Source organism: Nocardia sp. CY41, from assembly GCF_009829325.1.
Classification (GTDB): domain Bacteria; phylum Actinomycetota; class Actinomycetes; order Mycobacteriales; family Mycobacteriaceae; genus Nocardia.
The window spans coordinates 108000-132675 of the sequence record NZ_VUOS01000024.1; the positions used below are offsets into that span (position 1 = coordinate 108000).

The 24676-nt window shown below is 69.5% G+C and carries 21 protein-coding genes; 7 read left to right on the plus strand and 14 right to left on the minus strand.

What is annotated here, in order from left to right; all coding sequences use genetic code 11:
• Positions 1–92: 92 nt before the first annotated feature.
• The 3 genes from GVY64_RS26325 (at position 93) to GVY64_RS26335 (ending at position 4123) form a co-directional block, all read left to right on the plus strand.
• Entirely contained in the window at positions 93–2804 is a 2712-nt protein-coding gene (locus GVY64_RS26325) for an ATP-binding protein (protein WP_159846826.1), read from the plus strand.
• A 297-nt stretch (positions 2805–3101) separates the two neighbouring features.
• On the plus strand, positions 3102–3530 hold the full coding sequence (locus GVY64_RS26330) for a hypothetical protein (RefSeq protein WP_159846829.1): 429 nt from the start codon (positions 3102–3104) through the stop codon (positions 3528–3530).
• A 419-nt stretch (positions 3531–3949) separates the two neighbouring features.
• Positions 3950–4123 (plus strand): hypothetical protein, encoded by a 174-nt coding sequence (locus tag GVY64_RS26335; protein ID WP_159846831.1) that lies wholly within the window; start codon positions 3950–3952, stop codon positions 4121–4123.
• 80 nt (positions 4124–4203) lie between these two features.
• Here GVY64_RS26335 and GVY64_RS26340 read toward each other — a convergent pair whose 3' ends face one another.
• Entirely contained in the window at positions 4204–5406 is a 1203-nt protein-coding gene (locus GVY64_RS26340; RefSeq protein ID WP_159846834.1) for a glycoside hydrolase family 19 protein, read from the minus strand.
• A 137-nt stretch (positions 5407–5543) separates the two neighbouring features.
• Here GVY64_RS26340 and GVY64_RS26345 point away from each other — a divergent pair, with 137 nt between their 5' ends.
• The gene (locus tag GVY64_RS26345) at positions 5544–7076 is read left to right on the plus strand and encodes an FAD-dependent oxidoreductase (RefSeq protein ID WP_159846837.1); all 1533 of its coding nucleotides are present in this window, start codon (positions 5544–5546) and stop codon (positions 7074–7076) included.
• A gap of 134 nt (positions 7077–7210) precedes the next feature.
• On the opposite strand, the gene GVY64_RS26350 is transcribed toward GVY64_RS26345, so the two are convergent.
• From GVY64_RS26350 to GVY64_RS26360, 3 genes are all read right to left on the minus strand, one after another.
• Positions 7211–7885 carry a hypothetical protein gene (locus tag GVY64_RS26350; protein ID WP_159846840.1) on the minus strand — a complete coding sequence of 225 codons (675 nt, stop codon included), beginning with the start codon at positions 7883–7885 and terminating at the stop codon, positions 7211–7213.
• A 620-nt stretch (positions 7886–8505) separates the two neighbouring features.
• On the minus strand, positions 8506–9729 hold the full coding sequence (locus GVY64_RS26355; RefSeq protein WP_159846843.1) for an oxygenase MpaB family protein: 1224 nt from the start codon (positions 9727–9729) through the stop codon (positions 8506–8508).
• Positions 9680–10342, minus strand: a complete 663-nt coding sequence (locus GVY64_RS26360; protein ID WP_159846846.1) for a TetR/AcrR family transcriptional regulator — start codon at positions 10340–10342, stop codon at positions 9680–9682. The genes GVY64_RS26355 and GVY64_RS26360 overlap by 50 nt, the downstream gene beginning before the upstream one ends.
• 183 nt (positions 10343–10525) lie before the next feature.
• On the opposite strand from GVY64_RS26360, the gene GVY64_RS39210 reads away from it, so the two are divergent.
• The gene (locus GVY64_RS39210; RefSeq protein ID WP_159846849.1) at positions 10526–11329 is read left to right on the plus strand and encodes an LppA family lipoprotein; all 804 of its coding nucleotides are present in this window, start codon (positions 10526–10528) and stop codon (positions 11327–11329) included.
• A gap of 45 nt (positions 11330–11374) precedes the next feature.
• Here the strand turns inward: GVY64_RS39210 and GVY64_RS26370 are convergent, their stop codons facing one another.
• Positions 11375–12310 (minus strand): GlxA family transcriptional regulator, encoded by a 936-nt coding sequence (locus tag GVY64_RS26370; protein WP_159846852.1) that lies wholly within the window; start codon positions 12308–12310, stop codon positions 11375–11377.
• 71 nt (positions 12311–12381) lie between these two features.
• Here GVY64_RS26370 and GVY64_RS26375 point away from each other — a divergent pair, with 71 nt between their 5' ends.
• Positions 12382–12717, plus strand: coding sequence for a cupin domain-containing protein (locus GVY64_RS26375; RefSeq protein ID WP_159846855.1), 336 nt, complete (start codon positions 12382–12384; stop codon positions 12715–12717).
• 211 nt (positions 12718–12928) lie between these two features.
• Here GVY64_RS26375 and helR read toward each other — a convergent pair whose 3' ends face one another.
• The 6 genes from helR to GVY64_RS26405 all read right to left on the minus strand — a co-directional run bounded on the left by helR (position 12929) and on the right by GVY64_RS26405 (position 19943).
• Entirely contained in the window at positions 12929–15130 is a 2202-nt protein-coding gene (helR, locus tag GVY64_RS26380) for an RNA polymerase recycling motor ATPase HelR (RefSeq protein WP_236567212.1), read from the minus strand.
• A 215-nt stretch (positions 15131–15345) separates the two neighbouring features.
• Positions 15346–16335: a glycine betaine ABC transporter substrate-binding protein gene (locus tag GVY64_RS26385; RefSeq protein ID WP_159846858.1), complete on the minus strand. Its 990-nt coding sequence runs from the start codon at positions 16333–16335 to the stop codon at positions 15346–15348.
• A complete protein-coding gene (locus GVY64_RS26390; protein ID WP_159846861.1) occupies positions 16332–17069 on the minus strand; it encodes an ABC transporter permease in 738 nt (245 codons plus the stop codon). Before GVY64_RS26390 ends, GVY64_RS26385 begins: the two co-directional genes overlap by 4 nt.
• Positions 17066–18349 (minus strand): ABC transporter ATP-binding protein, encoded by a 1284-nt coding sequence (locus tag GVY64_RS26395; RefSeq protein ID WP_159846864.1) that lies wholly within the window; start codon positions 18347–18349, stop codon positions 17066–17068. Before GVY64_RS26395 ends, GVY64_RS26390 begins: the two co-directional genes overlap by 4 nt.
• Positions 18346–18990: an ABC transporter permease gene (locus GVY64_RS26400; protein WP_159846867.1), complete on the minus strand. Its 645-nt coding sequence runs from the start codon at positions 18988–18990 to the stop codon at positions 18346–18348. The genes GVY64_RS26395 and GVY64_RS26400 overlap by 4 nt, the downstream gene beginning before the upstream one ends.
• A gap of 386 nt (positions 18991–19376) precedes the next feature.
• Positions 19377–19943, minus strand: coding sequence for a TetR/AcrR family transcriptional regulator (locus GVY64_RS26405; RefSeq protein WP_159846870.1), 567 nt, complete (start codon positions 19941–19943; stop codon positions 19377–19379).
• 92 nt (positions 19944–20035) lie between these two features.
• Between GVY64_RS26405 and GVY64_RS26410 the strand changes: the two genes are divergently transcribed.
• The gene (locus GVY64_RS26410; protein ID WP_159846872.1) at positions 20036–20974 is read left to right on the plus strand and encodes an SDR family NAD(P)-dependent oxidoreductase; all 939 of its coding nucleotides are present in this window, start codon (positions 20036–20038) and stop codon (positions 20972–20974) included.
• A gap of 90 nt (positions 20975–21064) precedes the next feature.
• Here GVY64_RS26410 and GVY64_RS26415 read toward each other — a convergent pair whose 3' ends face one another.
• From GVY64_RS26415 to GVY64_RS26425, 3 genes are all read right to left on the minus strand, one after another.
• A complete protein-coding gene (locus GVY64_RS26415) occupies positions 21065–21898 on the minus strand; it encodes a dienelactone hydrolase family protein (protein ID WP_159846874.1) in 834 nt (277 codons plus the stop codon).
• A gap of 28 nt (positions 21899–21926) precedes the next feature.
• Entirely contained in the window at positions 21927–22682 is a 756-nt protein-coding gene (locus GVY64_RS26420) for a helix-turn-helix domain-containing protein (RefSeq protein ID WP_236567213.1), read from the minus strand.
• Positions 22683–22843: 161 nt separating this feature from the next.
• Complete coding sequence (locus GVY64_RS26425) at positions 22844–24580, minus strand: hypothetical protein (RefSeq protein ID WP_236567214.1); 1737 nt, start codon at positions 24578–24580, stop codon at positions 22844–22846.
• Positions 24581–24676: the final 96 nt, after the last annotated feature.

A 24676-nucleotide genomic window follows, 5' to 3' on the forward strand; every position in this document is an offset into this window, starting at 1 on the left:
CAGCCGCGCGCTCGACGCCGTCCACGGCAACCGTTTCGGTAGGGTCGCACCGGACCCGCAACCGGGACCGAGCTGGAGAAGGAGTGCGCGCCATGCCGCTGTTCGGGCGGGAAACCGAGCTGAAGGACCTGCGTGCGCTCGTCGACGGACCCGAGGATCGCAGTGGGATTCTCCTTCAGGGTGAGGCCGGGATCGGCAAGTCCGCACTGGTGAACGAGGCGGTCGCGGCGGCCGCCGTCGCGGGTGCCCGAGTCCTGCGCACCGCGGGCGTGGAGGCCGAGCAGCACTATGCCTACGCCGGGCTGCATCGGCTGCTGTACCCGTTGCGGAAGGGGCTCGACGAGTTGCCGCCACAGCAGCGCGACGCACTCGCAGCCGCTTTCGGCACCTCGGACTCCGGCGAGGAACCCACCACCTATCTGGTCGGGCTCGCGGCGCTGACGCTGCTCGCCGATACGGCGAGCCTGCGGCCGCTCCTGATCGTCGCGGAGGACGTGCACGCACTCGATGCCGCCAGCGCGCAGGTCCTGGCGTTCATCGCCCGCCGCGTGGACACCGAGCCGATCGCGCTGATCGCCACCCTCCGCGATGGGATCGGCTCGCCGCTCACGGACGCGGGACTGAGCCTCCTGCGGCTGGAGCCGCTGTCCGACGACGATGCCGCCGCGCTGCTGGGCCTGACCGCGCCCGGCCTTCCCGCACCGGTCCGTCGTCGGCTGCTGGCAGAGGCCAAGGGCAACCCGCTGGCGCTGACCGAACTGCCGACCGCGGTGGGCGAACTCGAAGACCTTCCCGCGGCGCTGCCGCTGACCGAACGGCTCGAACGCGCCTTCGCCGAGCGCAGTACGACGCTGCCCGCCCCCACCCGTGCCGCGCTGCTCGTCGCCGCACTCGGCGACAGTGACTCGATCACCGAAATACTGTCCGCCACCAGCCTTCTGCTGGGAACGCGGGCCGAACCCGATATCTTCACGCCCGCGGTGGAGGCCCGGCTGCTCGTCCTCGGCCCCGGCACCGTCACGTTCCGGCACCCCCTGATGCGATCGGCACTGACCGCGATGGCGACGGCCGGTGAACGCGTCCGCGCCCACGGCGCGCTCGCCGACGTCCTCACCGACCCGAATCGGCGGGCGTGGCAGCGGGCGGCGGCCACCGCGGGCCCCGACGAGCAGGTGGCGCGCGAGCTGCAAGACGTCGCAGAACGGGCACGGCACCACGGCGACGCGATCGCGGCATGGGAGCGAGCCGCCGACCTCAGCGACAACCCGGAACGGCGCGCGGACCGGCTGCTGCGGGCGGCCGAACTCGCCGTCGACACCGGCCGCCGTGATCTCGCCGAACGACTCGTCCTGGCCGCACACGCACTTCCCAGCACACCCCGCCACCGCGCCACGGCGGCCTGGCTGCTCAGTGGATTCGAGGACGGTGTGCGCGAGAATCCGTCGCGCATAGCCGAGTTGGCCACGCTGGCGGCGTCCGTCGCCGCCGACGGGCACCCCGACGCGGCGATGCGCATCCTGTGGGGAGCGGCGATGCGCTGCTTCTGGTCCGAACCCGGACCCGGCGCCCGCGACGCGCTGCTCGCCGTGGCCGACGACCTTCCCATTCCCGACGACGATCCGCGCCTGGTCGCCGTCTCCGGATACGTCGCCCCGTTCGAACGCGGCGAACGGGTGCTCGGCCACTTGCGCGCCCTGGCATCGGACACCGGCCGCGATCCCGAAGTGGACCGATTCCTGGGCAGCGCGGCCCTGCAAGTGGGCGCTTTCGACCTCGCCGCCCACTTCTCCGCCGCGGCCGCGCCGGGATTCCGCGTCCAGGGGCAGCTCGGACTGCTGCCGCGTGCGCTCACCGTCCAGGCGTGGAGTCTGACCCGGCTCGGCGATCTCGCCGCCGCGGCGCCGGTCGCGGCCGAAGCCGCGGCCTTCGCCCGCGAGACCGGTCAGCCCTTCATGCACGGGCTGGCCACCGCCGTGCAAGCCGAGATCGCCGCGCTGCGCGGGGATTACCCGCGCGCAGCGGCCCTCGTCGGCGAGGCCGAACGGATCGGACTCGCCTGCGGCGCACGGCCCGTGCTGGCGACGGTCCAACTCGCACGCGGGCTCGCGGCTCTGGGCGAGGGGCGCTACGAGGACGCGTTCGCCGACCTGCGCCGCATGCACGATCCGCGGGATCCTTCGCATTCGCCGGCGTTGCGCGCCTACTTCCTGGCCGAACTCGCCGATGCGGCGATCCGTGCCGGGCAGCCCGATGCGCTGCGGGAACTGCTGCACGGCCTGGAGCAGGCCGCGGCTGCCACGCCCTCGCCCGCTCTGCACATCGGATGGCGATACGCGACCGCGCTCCTGTCCACCGACGCCGCCGAGACACACTTCACCGGCGCCCTCGGCGCAGACCTGACCGCCTGGCCGGCCGAGCGCGGTCGGCTGCACCTGTCCTACGGTGAATGGCTGCGGCGTCGGCGCCGGGTCGTCGAGTCCCGCACCCATCTGCGCACGGCCCGCGAGATCTTCGACGCCCTCGGGTTCACCGCGTGGAGCGAACGAGCCCGGCTGGAGTTGCGCAGTGCCGGTGAGTCCAGTCCGAACCGTGACCCCGACGCCCGCGATCGGCTCACTCCGCACGAGCTGAGCATCGCCCGGCTGGCGGCGCAGGGACTGACCAACCGGGAGATCGGGCAGCGGCTGTACCTGTCGCATCGCACGGTCAGCACCCACCTGCATCGCATCTTTCCCAAACTCGGCGTCAGCTCGCGCACCGATCTGGCGGCGTTGCTACCGGTCGAGGACGACACGACCGGCTGATGCCCACCGTGCCGCGGGAACGCGGATCGGCCCACGCGCATGATCGACGGTGACTACGTCATCCGACGCCGCGACGGCATCCGGCCGCTGCCTGGCGTCGTCCGCGTAGCCGGGAGGGGCACGAGCTGCGTCTCACGTCGTCCCTTGACGGTTCCACCGATTACGTCAACGCAGCGTCGTTTGACGGATTCGCCGGGATACCCGCAGCGGCGATGCTCGATGAGCGTCCGGAACCGGAAAACGCGGCACCGGAACCGTAGACACATCCCGCATCGCCGAATCCCGAGGAGCATGTCCATGACGACGGTCCGTTTCCACCTGCTGTCCACCTTGTCCCCGGCCGAGGTCCTACAGGTGCTCACCGATTTCGGGCCCACCCGCACCCAGGTGTGGCCGACCATCGACGCCGAGCACTTCGTCGTACACGAACGCGGCGACACCTGGGCGGAGGTCACCGAGGGCACCGCGGCCGCGTGGGAACGCGCTCGCTACCACTGGGATCCGGCGGGCGACACCGTCACCGTCACGACGCTGGACTCCAAACTCTTCGGCGCCGGCGGTGGCTGGGTTTTCCGGGCCACCCCCGACCAGGGCGGCACCCGGGTGGATGTCGAACTGACCCGCACCCCACGGACGGTCAAAGGCAAGATCCTCGCGGCCCTGCTGCCCCTGGTCGGGCCGTCCTCGCTGCGCAAGTCCTTCGCGGGCCCACTGCAGACCGCGTGATGATCAGCGGCAGGAGAACGCACCGCCCTGCCGATCCGCAGACTGATCGGTGGGCAGGCGCTGCCGCTGCGGCGGCGGTCTGGGCGGGCCCGATGTCGCTGTGGCTGTGGGCCGAGTCCGCGGTGCTGCACGGCCGCGGGCCGGCGATGGGGGATTTCACCGGTTGACCGCTCCGCCGCACGGCCAGGCGCGGCGGGCGCTGCTCGATGACGCTGGTCCCGCGTGGCGCGCCATTTCGTGCGCGGCGGCTTCGGCGGCAAGCTCCAGTCGTGCTCGTGCCGCCACGGTAGTCAGGATGGTGACCGGATGCGCAGCAACGGCTCCTGCGCCGGTGCTGCTCCGAAGAACTCCAGTGGCTTACGTCGCAGCAGCGCAGGATCACTATTCTCCGGACCGGCGGGGAGAATATGGTGTCCGGTATGGGTGTACGTGTCGGTGACCGAGTGCGGCTGGTCCCCGACGGTCAGCAAGCTTTCCGGGTACTCGAGATCGTCGGCGCGTTCGCGCTCATCGCGACCGAACCCGACCTCAACGGCGGCAGGCAGTTCGGAGTGCTGACCGCGAGCCTGATCCCGAGCGACGAACAGGCGTGAACGCTCCGGATAGACGGCCGTCCCGGTCCTGTGCACGCCGGCGTCTGCCGACTCCAGGCCGCGCCTGAGGAGCGGGCGCCTCAATCGGCGTCCAGAACTTCGCGGGCGCGGTGGTAGGTCTCGTTGCGCTCGGAACTGCCGTTCGAACCGCCGTTGATCGTTCTGGTGATGGCGTCGAAGTCCGATTCGTCGGCCTGCTCGTTCAACTTCTTGGCGTCCCAGAACCAGCCCGCTGTGGCGAAGGCGTACTTCGGATCGGCGGCCAGTCCGGGATTGCCGACGAGATCGACATCGAGGGCCTCGCCCGCGTCCCGGTAGTTGTCGCGTCCGGTCAGCTGCATGCCGCCCCGTCCGTGAAAGCGGGCGCCATCACCGGGATGTTTGTTGCCGAGGCTCGGACCGACACTGGACCCGGGCCCGTAGTTACGGTTGAAGTACGACGAATCACCGTATTCGGTGAGCGTTTTGAGATTGTCTGTTTCCACTCCGAGCTGGGCGAGGAACGCGGCTTCGCGCTTCGGGGTGTCTATCCCGTAGTCGCGCATTGCCTGGTTGAGGTAGGGAAGATATTTCCGCAAGGTCGCACGCGACGTGCCCGGGAATATGCGCTCCAGTTGCTCCAGAGTCATCGGGCCCATGGTTCCCGCCCGATCGGCGTTGTGCCCGGCCACGGCGGCGAACTTCGTCTCCACCCGCACGAGTGCGGCGACGACTTCGGTCAGCAGCGCCTTGTCCTCGGCCGCCGTCAATTTCTCCGATCGCGCCGAGACCAGCACCGCGGCAGCTCGCAGGATCGGTGCGAGGCGCGCCGCTTCGTCCCTGATCGTCCTGACCAAATCGATGTGGTCTTCTGCCGCGTCTCCCACCTTGCCGGAGACTTTCTTCTCCTGTGCCTTCAGATCGGTGGCGAGCCGCGCCAGCTTTCCGGACTTCTCGTTGTACCGCGTGGTCACGATGGATTGGTTCGCGACGTCGTACAGGTCGGCCTCGTCGAGCAGCGCGATCATGTCCGGGATGTCTCGGGTGTGCCCGGTGCCGAGTTGATCGACCATGAGGTCGAATGCCGCTCGGGCGACCTCGATGACCTCGCGCACCGTGGCGGAGGCTTGCGGTGGGGCGTGGAAAGCCGCGATCTGTTCCCGGGCATCGGCGATCGCAGACGAAGCCGCGGTGGTGGATTCCGGCACTGGTGCCTGCCCCGGGACCTTGGCCGGTAGCGCGAGCAGGCCGTATCGAGCCCGCCCCCAAGGATCCGCCTCCAACGGATCGAATCGGGAGCCCATGTCCCGATTCTCACATGTCCGGCCTCGCGGTCGTCCCCACTTGTGACAGGGCGATCGGAGCGGCCGCAAGCCTCGGTGCAAGGGGCGTGCAATGAGCTGCAAGGGCGGCGCAACCCGTCCCCCGCACAGTGACTTCCATGAACGAGACATGTGAAGCGGTGGTCGTGGGAGCCGGGCCGGTCGGGCTGATGCTGGCCTGTGAGCTGGGGCTGGCGGGGGTCGATGTGCTGGTGGTGGAGCGCCGTACGGAGCCGGACCACACCATCAAGGCGGGGGCGATCAATGTGCCTACTGCTCAGGCCCTGTATCGCCGCGGGCTGCTTCCGCAGCTGCGCGCCGAGCAGGACGCCGCGCTCAGCCGGTTCGCGGAGTTCCGGCGTAACAGCGGTATGGCGCCGATCGGCACCGGACGGCGGCCCGCAGTGGGGCATTTCGCGGGCATCGTGCTGGACGTGGACGCCGTCGACTTCGACGACCCCGATTTCGCCGATGCCGGTCCGGCCGCCGGGGTCTTCCTGGTGGCCCAGCAGTCCATCGAGGCGATACTCGCCCGTCGCGCCGCCGAGCTCGGCGTGGAGGTCCGGCGCGGGACGCAGATGACCGGATTCCGCGACGACGGTGCGGGCGTCACCGTCGATTGCGGCGACCACACCGTGCGCGCCGGCTGGCTGGTCGGCTGCGACGGCGGGCGCAGCGGAGTCCGTAAGATCGCCGGGTTCGAGTTCCCCGGCTTGGGCCCGGAGATCACCGGCCGTCAAGCGATCGTGGACATGAGCGGCGCCGAGGATCTCCGGATGGGCTGGAACACCACCGCTTCCGGCCTCTACGCCTACGGTCCCATGCCCGGCCGTGTTCTCACCGTCGAACCGGACGGTCCGCCCGCCGACCGCGAAACCCCCGTGACAGCCGCCGAACTGCAGCGCAGCATCCGCACCGTGAGCGGCGTCCCGGTGGTCGTCACCGCTGTGCATTCGGCTACCCGCTTCACCGACAACACCCGTCAGGTCCCCGATTACCGCAAGGGCCGGGTGCTGCTGGCCGGCGACGCCGCGCACGTGCACTCACCTTTCGGAGGACAGGGGCTGAACCTCGGCATCGGCGACGCGGTCGACTTGGGCTGGAAGCTGGCCGCCGTCGTGCGCGGCTGGGCACCGGAAGGCCTGCTCGCCACCTACACCGCGGAACGCCATCCGATCGGCGCATGGGTGCTGGATTGGACGCGGGCGCAGGTCGCGCTGATGCGCACCGATGCCCGCAGTCGCGCCATGCGCGCCGTCACCGCCGAACTGCTTGCTTCTCGGGACGGTGCGACCAGCGTGTTCAAGAGCATCTCCGGTGTCCGGCATCGTTACGACCTCGGCGGTGGACACCCGTTGGTCGGATCGGCCACTCCCGACATCGAATTGGCCGACGGCACCCGTCTCGGCGAGTATTTCACCGGGCCCGAGGCCGTCCTGCTCGACCTCACCGATTCGGCCGACCTGCGCTCCCGCGCCGCGGGGTGGGCCGCGCGAGTGCGGGTCGTCACCGCGAAACCGGCTCAGTCGCGCGAGCTCTCGGCCCTCCTGGTCCGTCCCGACGGCTGCGTCGCCTGGGCTGCCGACCGCGGCGACCTGGACGGTCTGGAGGAATCGCTGGCCCGTTGGTTCGGCGCTCGCACCCACGCCTGACGCTCGTTTCCGACCGTGCCGCTGCCCGGTCGGCGCCGACCGGGCAGTGCGCGGCGGCTGTGGTCCCGCTCCGGAACGACCGCCGTAGCCGTCGCGTACCCCGAGGGCTCCGTGCGGTGGCATCGCCGGTGCGGTCAACTCAGCAGCCGCTGCTCCAGTTGCGCGAGAACGGCTCGGTTGCGCTGCGCGTCCAAGGCCAGTGCCGCGGCCCAGACGTGCGCGGAGATGACTCCGGTCTGGACGCGGTCGATCCAATCGTGAATGGTGCTGCGCCGGTCGAGGGTGTCGCTGTCGAAGGTGATGGGCTCGAGCTCGGGCAGGTGGACATAGCGTAGCTGCGTGATCTCTCTCCCGCGGGCGTCGAAAATGCTCGCGGCCCAGACTTCCTCGGTGGTGGAGACTTCCTCGGATCCGTCGGGAGAGGCGCTCGTCATGTCCGGCTGATTGTCGATCCCGTGCACGATCGTGTCCGCGGCCGCCTGGTGCGCCAGCCCGAATCCCCACAGCCTGCCGTGCATACCCGCCATCATCCGGCCGGCGATGTCCAGGATCGGAGAACCCGCGACCGTGGGGGTGTCATTCGGTGAGAATTCCGCGAAACCTGCCGCGCTCGCGGAGTCGTCCTCGCCCGTGCCGGTGAAACCCCAGATGTGGACCAGGCCGGTGTCGAGGCTCGGCGCGCTGCTGCGGCGGGTGATCATGGCGGGCAGCAGCATGTCGAGGACGGAGCGGGCCGGATACCGGATGGCCGGTACGGTGTCCGGGCGACGGGTGCTGCTGTTGCGCTTGTGATTTCGTCGGCCGGACATAAGCTTCTCCGTCGAAGTGTGGTTTCGGACAAGGCATCGACCCGGTGATAGTCAGCGCTGTCAGTGTAGATAGCTCGACCGGTGACATTGTCGACAACCGCGCATACTCGTGCGGTGCGCAGTCCGGTTGTCCGGTGAGGGTTGCTGGGCGTGGCGAGCGTCCGGCCGCCCACCGCGGGGTTGTCCGTCCAGGTCCGCCCGGCAGCCGGCGATGCGGCGAACCGGTTGTGCGGCGGCGCGTCCGCTCGGGCTTTCCCTGTGACGTCGGCATCAGGGCGTGTTGACACGGGACTGCGATGCGGCCTCCCTATCGGCGTCGGCGGCTCAGTCGGAAAGCCGGTCGTCGCGAATCAGACACGTGATCGAGAGATCTCGTCTGGCTACGCCGGGTTGTGCGAGTGGACCGGGCGGATCGCGTCCACGACGTTCACGCACGTCAGGTGATCGGCCGGATGCGGTCCGTCGGTGCACCGGAACGGGACGTGCGCTGCGCCTTTTCGCGGGCCCGGATGACGAGAAGATGAGGACGTGCCACAACGTCTCCTCGCCGATCGCGAATTTCCTTGACCGACCGCCGGTCCGGCGGGCTGGTGTGCGGCCCCGAGTTGTCGGCGGAGAGGTCAGGCGGTGCGTTCCAGCGGCGGTGCGGAATGACCGATGGTGGCGCTGGTTTCGCCGATCAGGCGGTGCAGGAAAGCTTCTTGCTGCCGTCGGCCGTGGACGGCGGCGCGGTCGAGCCCGCCGGGGGTCAGGTGGGTATAGGCGGTGCGGACCAGATTGACGGGAATTCGCAAGGCGGGGTACCACGGCGGGACGTAGGCGGGCAGCCCGAGCGTCCGCATCGCTTTCGGCCCGAGGAAGGCGCTGCTGACGGACAGATGCCGGGCGCGGGCCAGACGGCCGCGCAGCGCGGGCAGGTTGGGGTAGGACCAGTTCAGCGGATCGTCGGCCATGGGCCGGGCCAGTTGGCGGCTGGTCTCGTCGGGGTTGGTGATGGCGGTCAGACAGTGGTCGAGGATGGCGATGCCGTCGCGAAAGCCGGTGGGCAGCCATCGTTCCTCGACGCCGATGAGCCAGCCCACGTAGCGGGTTAGGTGCGCGGCGGCCGTCAGTTCGCGGGGAGACAGGATGACGCCGAGCGCCATGCCGCCGACGACCGGTGCGAGCAGCGCGCCGACCAGGGTGGCGGCCATGTCGGTCTGGTTGATCGGCAGGCCCCATTCCTCGGTGCGCCAGTCGGGCATGGCGCCGACGTGCCGCCGGACCAGCGAGTGGATGAGCCGCACGTGCAAAGTGGAGCGGTAGCCGACGCCGTAGCGGTCCATGCCGCTCTCGGTGGACACGTCCATCGCCCACTGCAGGGTTTCGGCGAACCGGCGGGCGGGGCCTTTCTCCAAGGCGCCGGTGCGCAGCAGCGTCTTGTTGAATCCGGAGGCCAGATAGCCGCCGATGAACGAGACGTCGCGAGCGAAATACAGCCCGTCGTTGCCACCGGAACGGAATACCCGCTCGCCGTCGCGCAACAGGGCCGGGTCGACCCAGGCCGGGGTGTCTTCGACCACGCCGAAGAATTCGCGCAGCGGCGCGGGAGCATCGGGAATGCTGTCGACGCCCGATCGGAGCGCCCGCTCGAACAACGGCCGCGTGACGGCCATGCCTTCGGCGTACATCCACTCGACCAGGCGGTCCATCGGCTCGTCGCCGACGAGCAGGGATTCCCCGAGCAGCTGCCAGCGCTGCGGAGACGGTTTCCCGATGCGCAGCAGCGCGGAGAACGGGCCGAGGCCGGGGGCCTTACGGGGCCGGTCGGGGTGCCGTGCCGGGACGGTCGCGGACGTGGTCATGGGTGAGCTCCTCGTCGGGGCGGGTGATGCCGTGTCTGATCAGCGGCACGATGGTGGTGCGGACGAAGGCGCGGGCGCGCTCGTCGTCGGTGAAGTCGACGCTTCCTCCGCCTGGAGTGAGCAGCAGCGAATGGGCGAGGCGGGCAACGAGTTCGGCGACCGGGTGCGGGTTGTACGCCGCGATGAGGCCCGCGGACTGGGCATGGGTGAGCATGCCGACGATGTACTCGATGCCGATGGACACCAGGCGTTCGCCCTGCGCGGTGGAGAAGCGCAGCGCTTCCTCGGGTGCGACCCGCAGCAATTGGGTGACCAGCCGGTGGATGCGGGTCTGCAAGAGGACGTACAGCATCGTGTCCTCGATCTGGGCGTCCACGCTGTCGGCGGTGGCGGCGATCGCGGTGACCTCGGCCAGCATGCGGCGGGTCTCCCGGGCGAGTACCGCTTCGATGAGGTTGTCCTTGCCCGCGAATCGGCGGTGGATGGTGATCCGGCTGAGCCCGGCCCTGCGCGCGATGTCCTCGAGGCTCGCCCGGCGGATCCCGAACTGCAGGATGCGGTCCAGTGCGGCGTCCAAGATCCGCTCGTCGACGCCGTCGGCCCGCTCCGTCATGAAACAAGCATAGAAAGATTGTTTCATTGAGTCAATGTTGCAGCGTTGCTCGCCGCCGCAACGTGTCGGCCGCGTCCGTGGGCACACGCGGGGTCATGCGCCACGATCGTGGACTTGCCGGCGAATAGGATTGCGCGAGAAGTGAGCTCGCATCCGTGCGGCTGCCGGAGTATGGGAGGGCCGATGACCGTTCTGCGTCGGCGGTGCGGTGCACTGCGCTGGTCTGCCGCGTTCGCGGTGGCGGCTTCGACCGGGGGATGCGCGACCCTCCTCGGTGAGCCGGCGCCGCCGCCTTCTGCCGCGGAGATCGCGGCCGCCCGAAGCGAATTGGTCGGGTTACCGGCTTCGGAGGTGGCGGAGCGGCAAGTGGCGTCGGTGGTCGAGCAGATCGCGGCCGCCGCGTCGGCGATCGAACCGGGATTGCGGTGGAGCCGCGCCGAGGACCGCGCGCTGGGGCCGTGCTACGGGCCGTACGAGCACACCGGCGGCAGGCGTGTCGTGCTACCGCGCTACCGGGCCGACGGTTCGCTGCCACAGGCGGCATGGCCCGGTTTCCAGGAAACGGCCCGTGTCCTGGCCGCGTCCGTCGGCGCGACGGACATGCTGCCCGCCGCCGCGTCGTCACCGGAGGCACGTCACCTTCGCGGGGCCGGATGCGGCGGCTTGGGACAGCAACACCCAGCTGTCGGTGTTCTCCGACGCCCGGTCCGTGACCATCACCGCGACCGTGGGCTGCCGCCTGCCCGAGCAGCCGGGCGGCTGAGCATTCGGCGGCCTGCTCGCGACCAGGGCAGGTCATCCTCGCCCGAGAACCGGCGGATCTCCGGCCCGGGGAAACCCGGATGGCGAGTCGCTGATCGACCCGGGTCGGTTCCACGGCGCCCCTTCATGGAGCAGGGATCATGCAGGATCGAGAACGTGAGTCTGCGACGAGAATTCGGGGAGCGGCGGCGGTCAGCGTCCGTGGCGACGGCACGATCTCGGTAGGTGACCCGCTCGGGAGGACTCGACGCGGCAGCGCAGAGCCGGGGATCACGGGCCGCGGAACGCTCGCCGGTAGGCGCCCGGCGTCGTGCCCACCTGGGCGCGGAAGCGGCGGCGCAGGTTGACCGCCGAGGTCAGGCCGACGCGTGCCGCGATCGCCTCCACCGGCAGGTCGGTGTCCTCCAGCAGGGTGCGCGCCTCGGCCACCCGCCGCGACAGCAGCCACGCACCCGGGCTCGTGCCGAGCTGATCGGCGAAGCGCCGGGCCAGCGTGCGAGGCGACACGCTGAGGTACGCGGCCAGATCGCGCACCGACAGCGGCGCCCCGATGCGCGCGTCTGCCCACTCGAGCAGTCCATCCAGCGCGTCCGCGGGCGGCGGAGGCGGCGCGTACTGTGCTTGGCCGCCCTCGCGGTGCGGTGGCATCACCATGTGGCGCGCGATGAGCGCGGCGTGCGCCGCCCCGTGGTCCCGGCGGACCAGGTGCAGGCACAGGTCGATGCCCGCGCCCGCTCCGGCGCTCGTGGCGACGTCGCCGTGGTCCACATAGAGCACGTCCGGCTCCACGCGCACCTGGGGGAACTCCCGCTCCAGCTGTGCGGCGCGCGCCCAGTGCGTCGTCGCCGAGCGACCGTCCAGCAGGCCCGTGCGCGCCAGCGCGAAGACCCCGGAGCAGATGGTGACCAGCCGCGCCCCGCGCGCGTGTGCCCGCAGCAGCGCGCGGCGCACGCGGGCGGACAGCGGCGCCTCCACCGGCGCCCAGCCCGGGATCAGCACCGTGTCCGCCGAAGCGAGCGCCGACAGTCCCCGTGACACCGACAGTGCGTACCCGGATGTCGTCGGCACCGGTCCGGGCGTCTCCGTGCACACGTCGAATTCGTAGTACTGCGGCACCCCGGCCCGCTGCGTACCGAACACCTCGGCAGCGCAACCGAGTTCGAATGTCGACTGCACCGGCCGCACCAGGGCCACCACACGATGCATGGCACAAAAGTACCCTTCGATGTCCGACCGGACACTTTCTCCTGCTCCTCGCGCGCGGCACCGTAGGAGGCATGCATCCCGAGATCCTCGCCCAAAAGGGCTACACCTCCGCCTCCGTCGAGGAATCCCCCGTTCGTGAACTCTTCCCCGGGATCCGGCTTCGTCCCCTGTGGACCGGCGCGGGCGGGGCGAAGGCCAACGTGCTGGAGATGGACCCGGGGACCTCGTGGCCGCGCCGCGACATCCACGAGCCCGGCCCGGAGGAGGTCTACGTGGTCACGGGCACGTTCAACGACGGCGCGCGCGACTACCCGGCCGGGACGTTCCTGCACGCCCCGGCCGGGTCGTGGCACGTGCCCGCGACCACGACCGGCTGCACGTTGTTCGTCTTCTATCCGGAGGGGTAGAGACACGCGGATCTCGGCCGGGACGGGCATGTCGACGATGTCGCACAGCCGCCCGGCCGCCGGCCGCATTGCGGTCGTGGCAGCTGGAGTCGCTCCCGGCTCTGTGCGCAGACCGTCGTCGGTGACTGATCGCAGCCTGTTGGTATCCCACCGCCGCTTCCGGCCGATCGACCGTAGGCCGCGAAAGCCGCCCGAGAGGCCGTTCGAATCGTCAGACCCGCTCATGAGTTTCGGCACGGGCAGGTGCCTCGATTTCGGTGAGACCGGTCAGGGCCTGTGGCAGCGGGCCATGGTGCAGGACGCCGAGGCGTTGGGTCGCGCGGGTGAGCGCGACATAGAGCTCGGCCGCGCCGCGTGGTCCGTCGGCGAGGATCCGTTCCGGCTCCACGACCAGGACGGCGTCGTACTCCAGGCCCTTCGTCTCCGACGCCGCCACGGTGCCCGGCACCCCCGGCGGACCGATCACGATGCTGGTGCCTTCGCGACCGGCTTCGTCGCGGACGAATTCCTTGATCGCGACGGACAATTCGTGCTCGGCGACCCGCCTCGACCATGGCTGGACACCGCATGCGCGCACCGATTCCGGTGGCCGCACGCCGGGCGCGAACTCGGCCAGCACCGCGGCGGCGACGGTCATGATCTCCGCCGGAGTGCGGTAGTTCACCGACAGCGACCGGTACACCCACCGGCCGGGCACGTACGGCTCGAGCATCGCGTCCCACGACGTCGCTCCGGCGACCGACCGGCGTTGCGCGAGATCGCCGACCACCGTGAAGGAGCGCCCGGGGCAGCGGCGCATCAGCACCCGCCAATCCATCTCGGACAATTCCTGCGCCTCGTCGACCACCACGTGCCGGTAGGTCCAATCCCGGTCCGACGCCGCACGTTCGGCGAGTTCACGGGTGTCGCGCTCCAGGAAGCGATCCGCCAGATCCTCCGCGTAGAGCAGATCATGGGCGAACAGGTGGTCCTCGTCGTCCATCATGTCCTCGCGGCTGACCAGGATGTCCAGCACGCCCGCCGCGTACTCGGCCTGGGCCGTCTGCTCCCGCTCGGCGGCGCCGTCGTCCGGCTTCTCGCGGCCGAGCAGGTCGACCAATTCGTCGAGCAGCGGCACGTCCGACACCGTCCAGGCATCGCCGACGGCGCGCCCCAGCGCCCGGTCGGCGCCTGCCGCCGCCAACCTCTCCGGGGACACGTAGAGCTGCGCGAGGAGTCCTTGCGGTGTCAGGATCGGCCACAGCTCGTCGAGCGCCGCGGTGAACTGGTCGTTGTCCGCGAGTTCCGCGATCAGGTCCGACCGCACGTTCTCCCACGCCAGGCGGTCCTCCCGGGTCAGCCAGCCCCGGCCGATCCGGGCGATCGCCCGTTCGGTGAGCACCCACGTGACGATCTCACGGAACACCGCACGGGCTTCGTTGTGCGGCAGCCCGCTCGCGCGCGCCTCATCCCTGGCCCATTCGGCGGTCTCGGCGTCGATGCGGACCGTGACGTCCGTCAGCTCGATCGGCAGTGGGTGTTCCGGCAGCCGCTGCCGGTCGGCCACTGCTGCCGCGAGCACGTCCAGGATCTGCCGAGAGCCCTTGAGCCGGGCGGCATCGGGGGTGTCCTCCGCGGTGACGTGCAGACCGGGCACGAGGTCGCCGGTGGTCATGAACACGACGTTCGTCTCGCCCAGCGACGGGAGTACACGGCCGATGTGGTCGAGGAACGCCGGATTGGGGCCGATCACGAGCACACCGTTGCGTTCCATTTGCTCCCGCTGCGTGTAGAGCAGGTACGCGACACGGTGCAGCGCCACCACGGTCTTCCCGGTGCCCGGTCCGCCCTCGATCACCACTACTCCTGGGTGATCGAGCCGGATGATCTCGTCCTGTTCGGCTTGGATCGTCGCGACGATGTCGCGCATCCCCGCGCCACGCGGCGCGTCGACCGCCGCGAGCAGCGCCGCGTCGCCGCGCTCGCCTCCGCCGGGGCGGCCGAGCACCTCGTCGGTGAAATCGACGACGTGCCGTCCGCGAGTGTGGAACTGGCGGCGCCGACGCATGTTCTCCGGACTGGCGGCGGTGGCGACGTAGAACGCGCGCGCCGCGGGCGCGCGCCAATCGAGCAACAGCGGTTCGTACTCGTCGTCCTCGTCGAAGATGCCGATCCGGCCGATGTAGCGACGCTCGCCCGTCAGCGTGTCCAACCGGCCGAAACACAGTCCGCTGTCCGCCACGTCCAGCCGCTTCGCCTGCTCGGCCAGTGCGCGCACCTCGGCGTCCCGTTCCATCGGCGTCCCGCCGTTCCCGCGCAACACGGCGGTGTAGCGGGCCCGTACCCGCGTGCGCTCGGCGTCGAGTCGCGTGTAGAGCCCGGTCACGTAGCTCCGCTCGGACCGCAGTTCGTCCTCGTACCCCTGAGTTGACACAGCCCCTCCTTCTCCCGGCTCGACGGTCCCGCGTGGGTCACGCGAATACTGTTTCTCGCCTGAGCGCGTCGAGCAGCAACGCCGCAGCCAGCGATTCTGCGGCATCACCCGGGTCTTGCCGCAAGCCCAGGGGTGCGCTATAGATTGAGAGTGGAAAGAGGCGTGTGCGTTCACGCCACCGTACGGGCTGTCGCCCTCCTGGCCTCCGATCCGGCCTACTCGATCAAGTTCTGACTCTTCAGCCAGTCATAGGCGACGTCGGCGGGATCCTCTCCGTCGATGTCGACGCGACCGTTGAGATCCTGCATCAACTCGTCGGTGAGGCGCTCGGAGATCGTGCCGAGCAGGGTGCGCAGCTGCGGGTAGCGATCCAGGACCGCCGCTCGTACGACCGCCGTGCCGCTGTAGGGCAGGAAGAATTTCTCGTCGTCGTCGAGGACGACCAGGTCGAGGTTCTTGACCCGGCCGTCGGTGGTGTAGATCATGCCGAAATTGCACGGGGCGCTCTTGGCCGTGGCCGTGTAGACGACTCCGGCGTCCATCCGCGTGACGTTGCCGGACGGAACACCGTTCGGATCGTTGTAGGGGATCCCGTATTTCTGCAGCATCGGAATGAAACCATCCGAGCGGCTGAAGAATTCGTCGTCGACACAGAAGGTCCGGTCGGGAACGGGGAGCGCCGCGACGTCCGACAGCGACCGAACTCCCAGGCGTTCGGCGGTCGGTGTGGACGCGCCGAAGGCGTAGGTGTCGTTGAAGTTGGCCGGCGGCAGCCATTCCAAGTCGTGGTCGCGCTTCTCGATGTCGTGGACGCGCTGCCAGAGTTCCTGCGGGTCGGAGATGGTCTCGGTCTGGTTGTGGTAATTGACCCAGCCGGTGCCGGTGTATTCCCAGAGCACATCGGCGTCGCCATTGAGCTGGGCCTGCCGCGACGACGCCGACCCCGGCGCCCCGGTCAGGTCGGTGACGTTCGCACCCGCCGCGCCCAGGTAGGTCGCGGTGATCTTGCCCAGCAGCACGCCCTCGGTGAAGCTCTTCGAGGTGACGGTCAGCTTCGCGCCGTCCAGCGGCCGTGCGCCGTCCGGCAGGTGCGCGTCGTGGAAGGTTCCGGACGAGCTCACCAGACCGCACCCGGCGAGCGTCGCCGCGGCGACGACGACGAGGGCGGAAACCAGCGTGACCAGGCGGGCTCGCGGCGATCTCATGAGATACCTCGCGGGGTCGCGGCCAGTTCGACCAGTCTGCCGAGCCAGTCGATGAGCAGCGCCAGCAGCCCGACCAGGATCGCGCCGGAGACCAGCAGTTTGGGGAGGAAGAGGGTGACGCCGGTGGTGATCAGGGTGCCGAGGCTGGTCGCCCCGATGAACGTACTCAGCGTCGCGGTGCCGACCAGGATCACCAGCGCGGTGCGCACACCGTTGAGGATCACCGGCACCGCGAGCGGCAGTTCGACCTGCGCCAGCGTCCGCGCGGCCGAATAGCCGATGCCGCGCGACGCCTCGATGGTGCGCTGATCGACCTGTCGCAGCCCGACGATCGTGTTTTGCAGGATGGGCAGCACCGCGTACACGACCAGACCGACGATGGCCGTGCGGAATCCGGTGCCCAGCCAGAAGGTGAACAAGACGAGCAGGCCGACCGCGGGCGCGGCCTGGCCGACATTGGCGATGTTGACGGCGATCGGTTCGAGTCGTCGCAACGCCGGGCGGGTCAGGGCGATGCCCAGCGGTATCGCCACGACGACCACGATCACGGTGGCCACCACGGTGAGTTTGATGTGCTGGAGGATCGTGGTCTGCAGGTTGTCCCATCCGAGGGACGCCTTCTCCGTGGCCGTGAACGTCGTCGACCGGTACCAGAGGACGTATCCGGCGCCGATGACGAGGATGATGATCGGCTCGAACCACACGTCGAGCGGCACGCGGCGCAGGCGGTTCATGACGGCTCGGCCGATCCGGGTTCCTCGTCGGCGGCGACCACCGGTGTCGGCGCCGGGTCGCTGCCCTCGACGTAGGTCGTGTAGGAGGGCTCCGCTTCGTCGTCGCGCCCTTCGGCGAGTTTGTTCCGGATGACCTCGGTGACCGTGCCGATGCTCAGGGAGCCGAGCACCGCGCCGCGGCCGTCGGTGACCAGTGCCGCGCCTTGGCTGGTGGCGAGCATGGCGTCGAGCGCGTCGTTGAGGGTCGAGGAGCGCGCCACGACGGGCAACCGGCGATCGAGGTAGTCGGAGACCTCCGGTTTGGTCGCCACCTCGGTCAGTGCGGGCCATGACCGCGGCCGCCCGGCCTCGTCGACGACGACGACCCAGGTGTGCCCGGCGGCCTTCGCGCGGTCGATCACCTCCCGTGCCGGCTCACCGATCCGGGCGGTGATCACCTCGTCGTAAGCGACGTCGCGCACTCGCGACACGGTCAGATACGCCAGCTTCGCGCCGGACCCGACGAACTCCTCCACGAACGGCGTGGCGGGTACGGTGAGAATTTCCTCCGGGCTCGCGTACTGCTCGACGTGACCTCCTTCGGACAGGATGAGCACCTTGTCGCCGAGCTTGGTGGCCTCCTCGAAGTCGTGCGTGACGATCACGATGGTCTTGCCGAGTTCCTGCTGGATTGCGATCAAGCTGTCCTGCAGGCGGACCCGGGTGATCGGGTCGACCGCACCGAACGGCTCGTCCATCAGCAGGACCGGCGGGTCCGCCGCGAGCGCTCGCGCCACCCCGACGCGCTGCTGCTGGCCGCCGGACATGTCCTTCGGCAGCCGGTCGGCGAAGGTGCCCGGGTCGAGACCGACCAGATCGAGCAGGTACTCGGTGCGTTCGGCGATCCGCTTCTTGTCCCACCCGAGCACCCGCGGGATGGCGCCGACGTTCTTGGCGACCGTCCAATGCGGGAACAGACCGCCGGACTGGATGACATACCCGATCGACTGGCGCAGCTTGTCGGGGTCCTCCCTGGTGACGTCGCGACCCCCGATGAAGATCCGGCCCTCGGTCGGCTCGATCAGCCGGTTGATCATCTTCAGCGTGGTCGTCTTGCCGCACCCGGACGGGCCGACGAACGCGACGATGTCGCCCGCCTCGATATCGAGGTCGAGGCGTTGCACCGCCGGTCTGTCCTGGCCCTTGTAGCGCTTGACGACCGAATCCAGCCTGATGGAGGCGCCGGTGACATTGCGCTCCGCCGACGCCGAAGCGGGCCGACTGGTCACATCATCGGTCATGACAGTCCCTTCGCGATCGTGAGGCGCCCGAGCAGGACGAGCAGCGCGTCGAAGACCAGCGCGATGATGACGATGAGGATGGTGCCGGTCAGAGCCATCTCCAAGGCGTTCGCTCCACCCAGACGGGAAAGACCGTTGAAGATCAGCGATCCGAGGCCCGGGCCGAGGACATAGGCGACGATGGCGGCGACGCCCACGATCATCTGGGTGGATACCCGGATGCCGGTGAGGATCACCGGCCAGGCGATCGGCAATTCGACGGTCAGCAGAATGCGCCATCGCGAAAAGCCGATGCCGCGCGCGGATTCGACTACCGAGGCGGGTACCGACCGCAAACCGACAATCGCATTACCGATCACCGGCAGCGCCGCGAAAAACGCCAGCATCACGAACGACGGGGTCACGCCGAGGCCGAACGGGACCAGCAGGATCGCCAGCAGCGCCAGCGAAGGAATCGTCAGCGCGACGCGGCTGGAGGTCAGGGAGAGCGCCGACACCAGGGGCAGCCGATAAACCGCCACCGCGATGAGCACGGCGACGACGGTCCCGACCAGAACGGTCTGGAATGCCAGGGAGGCATGCTGATACGTGAGAAACGCCAGAACCTCTCCCCGCCCGCGGACGTAGCTCCATAGATTCACGGGATTCCCCTCGTCAGCCGAAGACCTGTCGGTGCCTGTCCGCGCATAGTCGCCCGGGCGTGCGAGCCGTCAAAGAGTAATCGAAGCCGCGCATTTGTTCCCCGTTGGCGCGCGGAGAGCGAATCCTCGAATCGCCGAACCGTCGCATTCTTCCAGCCGTCACCGGCACGAAAACAATGCCTCTGCGCAGCACTCATTTCACTCTGATGCCGGTCTCGGTGCGGCTGCGTGATCGGCGAACATACCAGGGCCCTTCGCTCGAACCTGACGATCGGCTCGTAGGAAACCACGCCTGCACCGGCGCGCCCAGTATTACGGTCAGCCGGATCGAAATACACGATCGGCCGGATCTTCTCGGCTGCCTGCTCGCGAATGCCGGGCAGAACTCAGGTGCGGGGTCGCAATCCGTCCACGAACAGGTCGAGCAGGCGGCCGGCCTGGTCCCGGCGTTCCGGGCTCTCGGTGGCGAGCGATACCCCGCTGAGGCCGACGAGTACGTCCTCGGGTGCGACGTCCGACCGCAGTGTGCCTGCCTCGGCTCCCGCTCGGAGCAGCGTGGTGACGGCCGTGGTCAGACGATCGCGACTTTCCGAGAACGGGTTGCCGCCGGAGGCGATCAGTGCGCGCAGGGCGTCGCCCATGCCGCGTTTGGTGGTCGTGTAGTCGACGAAGCGGTCCATCCACGTGCGCAACGCGCGGTCCGGCGGCTGGGCGGCCAGGAGATCGTCGACGGAGTCGCACAGCCGGGTGAGTTCGCTGCGGTAGGCGGCGTCGATGAGCGCCTCGCGGGTGGGGAAGTGGCGGTAGAGCGTCCCGATGCCGACGCCCGCTTCCTTGGCGATGGCATCGAGCGTGACGTCCGATCCGTCCTGCGAGAACGCGCGCACAGCGACCTCGAGCAGCCGGTCTCGGTTGCGACGGGCATCGGCGCGCAGCGGGCGTGCGTTGGTCATCGAGTCCTCCCGGGAACAAAGCGGAGGGTCCTCCGGTTATCGCTGGTACCGGAGCATCCTCCGGTTCCAGTCTACCGAGAAGGGGACATGTCATGTCCGATCGCATCACCACCCCGTTCACCGCGGAGTCGACCGCGGCGGAGGTACTGGCCGGCATCGATCTCGCCGGGCGGCGTGCCGTCGTCACGGGAGGAGCTTCCGGCATCGGCGTCGAAACCGCCCGGGCACTGGCCGGCGCCGGAGCCGAAGTGACCCTCGCCGTCCGCGACCTCGCGGCCGGGGAACGCACCGCCGCGGACATCCTCGCGACCACCGGGAACGAGAAGGTGCGGGTCGCCGCGCTCGATCTCGCCGACCGAGCGTCCGTCGCGGCGTTCGCCGGAGAGTGGGACGGGCCGCTGCACATGCTGATCAACAACGCCGGTGTGATGGCATCGCCGCTGATGCGCACCGCGCAAGGCTGGGAGATGCAGTTCGCCACCAACCATCTCGGCCACTTCGCGCTGACCACCGGCTTGCGCAAGGCGCTGGCAGCGGCGGACGGTGCGCGCGTCGTATCGGTCAGTTCGAGTGCGCATCACCGGTCACCGGTCGTCTTCGACGACATCCACTTCGAGCGCAGGCCCTACGATCCGTGGTCGGCGTACGGCCAGTCCAAGACGGCCAACGTGCTGTTCGCCGTCGAGGCGACCCGGCGCTGGGCCGACGACGGCGTCACCGTCAACGCGGTGATGCCCGGCGGTATCCGCACCAATCTGCAGCGGTACGTGTCCGACGAGGAACTCGAGCGGCTCCGCGCGGCCGCGGGCGGGACCCGCATGATGTGGAAGACGCCGCAGCAGGGTGCGGCGACCTCGGTTCTGGTCGCGGCGTCGCCGTTGCTCGACGGTATCGGCGGCCGCTATTTCGAGGACTGCGGCGAAGCCGAGGTCGGCGTGCTCAGCGCCCGCAACGGAGTCGCCGAGTACGCGCTCGACCCGGAAGCCGCCGCCCGGCTGTGGCAGGTGTCGAGCGAGATGTCGGCGGAGTGACGGCCACGCCTTCGCTCTCGGCGCCCGGCCAGAAGCCGGAAGCGGGGCGCATGCCGCCCCTGCCGGCCGGGCGCTGCGAGCGGGGGACGGTCACCGATCGGTCGGCGAACCCACGGCGAGCCGGCTGCGCAGGAAGTCCAGCACGCGGTGCAGGGCGGCCTGGGTCGGCTGGCCCGGTTCGTCGATGAGGTGCTCGGTCAGCACCGAATGCGGGCTCAGCACGGCATCCGGGTTCGCGTCGGCGTCATCGAGTTCGATCGCCAGGAACGCGTCGCCGAACTGCGCGCGCAGGAACTCGAATCGTTCGGCGGGCGAGCGACGATCGCCACGGAAACGCAGCCCCATCACCGACAGACCCTCCGCGCAGCGTTGCTTGATGCGGGCCAGGTCGGACGGCGAGACGTCGATGGAGCACTTGTTCCGGGAGGTGAGCGCCAGCGGCAGCCCCGGCTGGGACAGCACGGGGGCGAGCAACCGGTCGTCGACGGCCATCGCCAGGGCGAATCCGCCGGTGAAGCACATCCCGACCGCGCCGACTCCGGGTCCACCGCAGCGCTGGTGCTCGTGTTCGGCCAGCGCCCGCAACCAGTGCACGACCGGTGACGTACGGCCGGAGGCGAAGACCACGAATTCCCGGCTGATGCAGATCGGCCCGAACTGACTCGCGACGTTCGCCAGCGCCGCGGCGAGCCCGTGCGCGGCGGGACTGGGGTCGCGGCCGGGTTTTCCGTACAGGTGTGGGACCACCGCGGTACAGCCGGCGGCGGCGACTCGCCGGGCGAAGTCGAACACCTCCGGCGAGATGCCGGGGAATTCCGCCATGACGATCACGGCGGGTCCGGAGCCCTGGCGAAAAATTGTGCGGGTCTTGCCTTTGTGCGTGAACGTATCGCGCTGGAAGTCGACCAGATTGTCGTCGGTCATGAATGGCCTCCTCGGGATCGGGCCCTCACTATCGACCGACCGGCCTCGCTCGGTATTGGAAGAATGTTCCCCAGGCTTCGTAGCGGTGCTTCGAGACGGCGGTGCTCGGCTCCGCCGCCAGTGCCCCCGGCGTGACCGCCGCGAAACTCGATACGTCCCGGCACAGGTGGGACTGGTCGGTGTAGCCACAGGTCGCCGCGACCTCGGCGGCGGGACGGCCCGCCACCAGCCCTTCCACGGCGTGCCGGAATCGGACCAGCATGGCGGCGCGCTTGGGTGTCAGGCCGATCTGGGACTCGAATCCGGCCCACAGCCGCTTTCGGCTCCATCCGCACGATTCGGCGAGCGCGCCGACCAGGATGTTTCCCCGGCTCGCGACGACGCGATCCCAGCATGCGACCACTTCCGGGTCCGGCGTGCGCGCCGGGTCGGCGCATCGGGTCAGGAACGATCTCGTCAGCGCGAAGCGCTCCTCCCAGGTCGCGGCCTGCGCCAGTCGCTCCCGTAGCCACCGGGCGCGGCGTCCCCAGAGGTCATCCAAACCGAAGACTGCGCCGCCCAGATCGGACGGGCGCACCGGCAACAACGAGTAGGCCAGTACCGGCGACAAACGCACCTCGATACACTGGACCCCCGCACCCCGGATCCGCATCGTCCCCCGGGTGAACGCCGAAACGAAGCCGGGGAAAGTCTGCGGGCCTGCGCAGCTGTCGACGAGCAAGTCGTTTTCGCCGAATTCGATCACCACCGTGATCGCGGGGATTCCGGTGACCCGCAGATCCATCCGTGGCCACCACGATCGTGGAAACCGAGCATCGCGGCGCCGCTGACCGGCGCGATACCGGCCGGACGACGGAAATCCCATCCGGCACCACGATGCCGGTCGAGCTCGATCGCTCCCACGCGCCCAGAGTAGCCGTCCCGGGCCGGGGCGGACGTCTCCGATCAGGGCCGGCTGGTGCGGTCGACGGCGAAGCGCGCCAGATTGGTGGAGATGATCTCCGGCCGCCCGCCGGCTTGTCTCGCCGCGGCGGTGAGCACGTCGATGTGGTGGTAGCCAGGAGCGGTCACCGTCTCGCCGTGGCCGCGCCACCCGGTGGCGACGACGACTCCGGCGCCGCCGATGAGGTTGATGGTCGGATTGGCGAGGATGCCGCCGGGGTGGGTGCGGTGCCGTGCGAGTTCGGGGGCCTGGGACTGGAAGACGTCGAGCGCGAGCCGCATCGGGAAGTACCATTCGGTGAAGTCCAGCGGTTGCGCGGCCAGGCTGCGCGAGAGATCCGCGATATCGGTGACCTCATGGGTGGCGTCGGTGAACGGCGCGCCGTCGCGGTCGGTTGCGGCCGTCGCGGCCGGGTCGTCGTAGTTGCGCCAGGTGTAGAGCGGGCCGTATGGCTGATCCGGGATCGCTTTGCGGTCGGGACCGAACAACATCCCGGTGAGCCCGCGCAGTGCAGGCACCGCGGCGACATCGCCGGGAAGCGGGAAGTCCTTGCCGGTCACGGCGCCTCCGCCGAAGAAGCCGAATCCGGCTTGCAGTAACGCCAGCGGCTGGGAGTTGGCGTCGAGGAACGCTCCCAGCGCGGCGGCATTGGTGATCCGGAAATCCCGTACCGAGGGCGAGCCGGTCGCGGCGACCGCCGCATCGCGCGACAGCAGGACGCGGTAGGTGGTTTCCTGGTTGAGGCTGCTGGGCACGTACCGCGCCAGATCGGATTCGGCGTCGGGTGCCAGATAGGCTGCCATCCCGGCGATTCCGAGCAGATTCATCGTCTCCGGGTTGATGACCGCGGGCAGAGCAAGCACCCGGGGGAGCGCGCCTCCGTCGAGCGCGGCCTCGACCGCGGTGGAACCGATGCCGCCGAGGGAGAGGTCGATGATGTCGGGGATGCCGTTGAGCGCGGACAGCGAGGCGTCGATCGAGGAGTCCAGGGCGAAATAACCGGCGCACTGGTCGGCGCCTGCCGCGCCGTCGAAATCCCATTCGGCGAAGAACGCGGTGAGGACTCCCCCCAGGGAATGTCCGCCGCACAGCGTCTTCTGCTTCCGCAACCCCGGATCCGGCAATTCGGCGGCCAGCAGATCGAATTGGTCCTGCACCGTTTGCGCGACACCGAGGTGACCGAGCCACCCGAGCTGGTCGTTCGGCACCACGCCGCCGAAGCGCCTGCCATCGATTTCCGCGCCGCGGTAGTAGTAGTCGACGGCGAGGTGCACGTCGTCGGCGGCCAACCCGGCCCGTCTGCCGAGATGATCCTCCAGGCAGTTGGAGCGGCGATCCAGGGCCCAGAATTCGATATGGCGGCCCTGCTGCGCCGCCGCGGCGACCGTATTACGCGCGACGCTGTCGAACGCGCCCGCCCCTTCGAAGATTCCCGGCTGCGCCACCAGAACCGCGTCGGCATCCGCCGAGCGCGCGGGGCCCCCGCCGTCCCGGTAACGCAGGTAGGACAGCCGATCACAAGCGGCCGGATGCGGGCCGACCGACTCGGGCAGCGGAATACGCAGGCTCACCACGGATTCCGCCACCGAAGCGATCGGCGACGAGGAAACCACCGCGATCTCGGTGCGTTCCACATCGAGCGGCTGCGCGGTGGCGTTCGGTGCGGCCGCCGCGACGACCAGGGCGGTGGTCACCAGGGCTGATCTCAGGAAACGGGGGACATCGTCACGATGTCTCACGAATCGACCGTGGCCCGCCAACGATTGTGTCGACATCGACGACCTCTCGTCACGACAGCGGAGCAAGCTGCATCGCCGACACTTTCCGCGTCGGCG

What these genes read in the sequence shown, in the direction of transcription:
- GVY64_RS26325 (WP_159846826.1), top strand. Translation starts at nt 93, where the DNA reads ATGCCGCTGTTCGGGCGGGAAACCGAGCTGAAGGACCTGCGTGCGCTC.
- GVY64_RS26330 (WP_159846829.1), top strand. Translation starts at nt 3,102, where the DNA reads ATGACGACGGTCCGTTTCCACCTGCTGTCCACCTTGTCCCCGGCCGAG.
- GVY64_RS26335 (WP_159846831.1), top strand. Translation starts at nt 3,950, where the DNA reads ATGGGTGTACGTGTCGGTGACCGAGTGCGGCTGGTCCCCGACGGTCAG.
- GVY64_RS26340 (WP_159846834.1), bottom strand. Translation starts at nt 5,406, where the DNA reads ATGGGCTCCCGATTCGATCCGTTGGAGGCGGATCCTTGGGGGCGGGCT.
- GVY64_RS26345 (WP_159846837.1), top strand. Translation starts at nt 5,544, where the DNA reads ATGAACGAGACATGTGAAGCGGTGGTCGTGGGAGCCGGGCCGGTCGGG.
- GVY64_RS26350 (WP_159846840.1), bottom strand. Translation starts at nt 7,885, where the DNA reads ATGTCCGGCCGACGAAATCACAAGCGCAACAGCAGCACCCGTCGCCCG.
- GVY64_RS26355 (WP_159846843.1), bottom strand. Translation starts at nt 9,729, where the DNA reads ATGACCACGTCCGCGACCGTCCCGGCACGGCACCCCGACCGGCCCCGT.
- GVY64_RS26360 (WP_159846846.1), bottom strand. Translation starts at nt 10,342, where the DNA reads ATGACGGAGCGGGCCGACGGCGTCGACGAGCGGATCTTGGACGCCGCA.
- GVY64_RS39210 (WP_159846849.1), top strand. Translation starts at nt 10,526, where the DNA reads ATGACCGTTCTGCGTCGGCGGTGCGGTGCACTGCGCTGGTCTGCCGCG.
- GVY64_RS26370 (WP_159846852.1), bottom strand. Translation starts at nt 12,310, where the DNA reads ATGCATCGTGTGGTGGCCCTGGTGCGGCCGGTGCAGTCGACATTCGAA.
- GVY64_RS26375 (WP_159846855.1), top strand. Translation starts at nt 12,382, where the DNA reads ATGCATCCCGAGATCCTCGCCCAAAAGGGCTACACCTCCGCCTCCGTC.
- GVY64_RS26385 (WP_159846858.1), bottom strand. Translation starts at nt 16,335, where the DNA reads ATGAGATCGCCGCGAGCCCGCCTGGTCACGCTGGTTTCCGCCCTCGTC.
- GVY64_RS26390 (WP_159846861.1), bottom strand. Translation starts at nt 17,069, where the DNA reads ATGAACCGCCTGCGCCGCGTGCCGCTCGACGTGTGGTTCGAGCCGATC.
- GVY64_RS26395 (WP_159846864.1), bottom strand. Translation starts at nt 18,349, where the DNA reads ATGACCGATGATGTGACCAGTCGGCCCGCTTCGGCGTCGGCGGAGCGC.
- GVY64_RS26405 (WP_159846870.1), bottom strand. Translation starts at nt 19,943, where the DNA reads ATGACCAACGCACGCCCGCTGCGCGCCGATGCCCGTCGCAACCGAGAC.
- GVY64_RS26410 (WP_159846872.1), top strand. Translation starts at nt 20,036, where the DNA reads ATGTCCGATCGCATCACCACCCCGTTCACCGCGGAGTCGACCGCGGCG.
- GVY64_RS26415 (WP_159846874.1), bottom strand. Translation starts at nt 21,898, where the DNA reads ATGACCGACGACAATCTGGTCGACTTCCAGCGCGATACGTTCACGCAC.
- GVY64_RS26420 (WP_236567213.1), bottom strand. Translation starts at nt 22,682, where the DNA reads ATGGATCTGCGGGTCACCGGAATCCCCGCGATCACGGTGGTGATCGAA.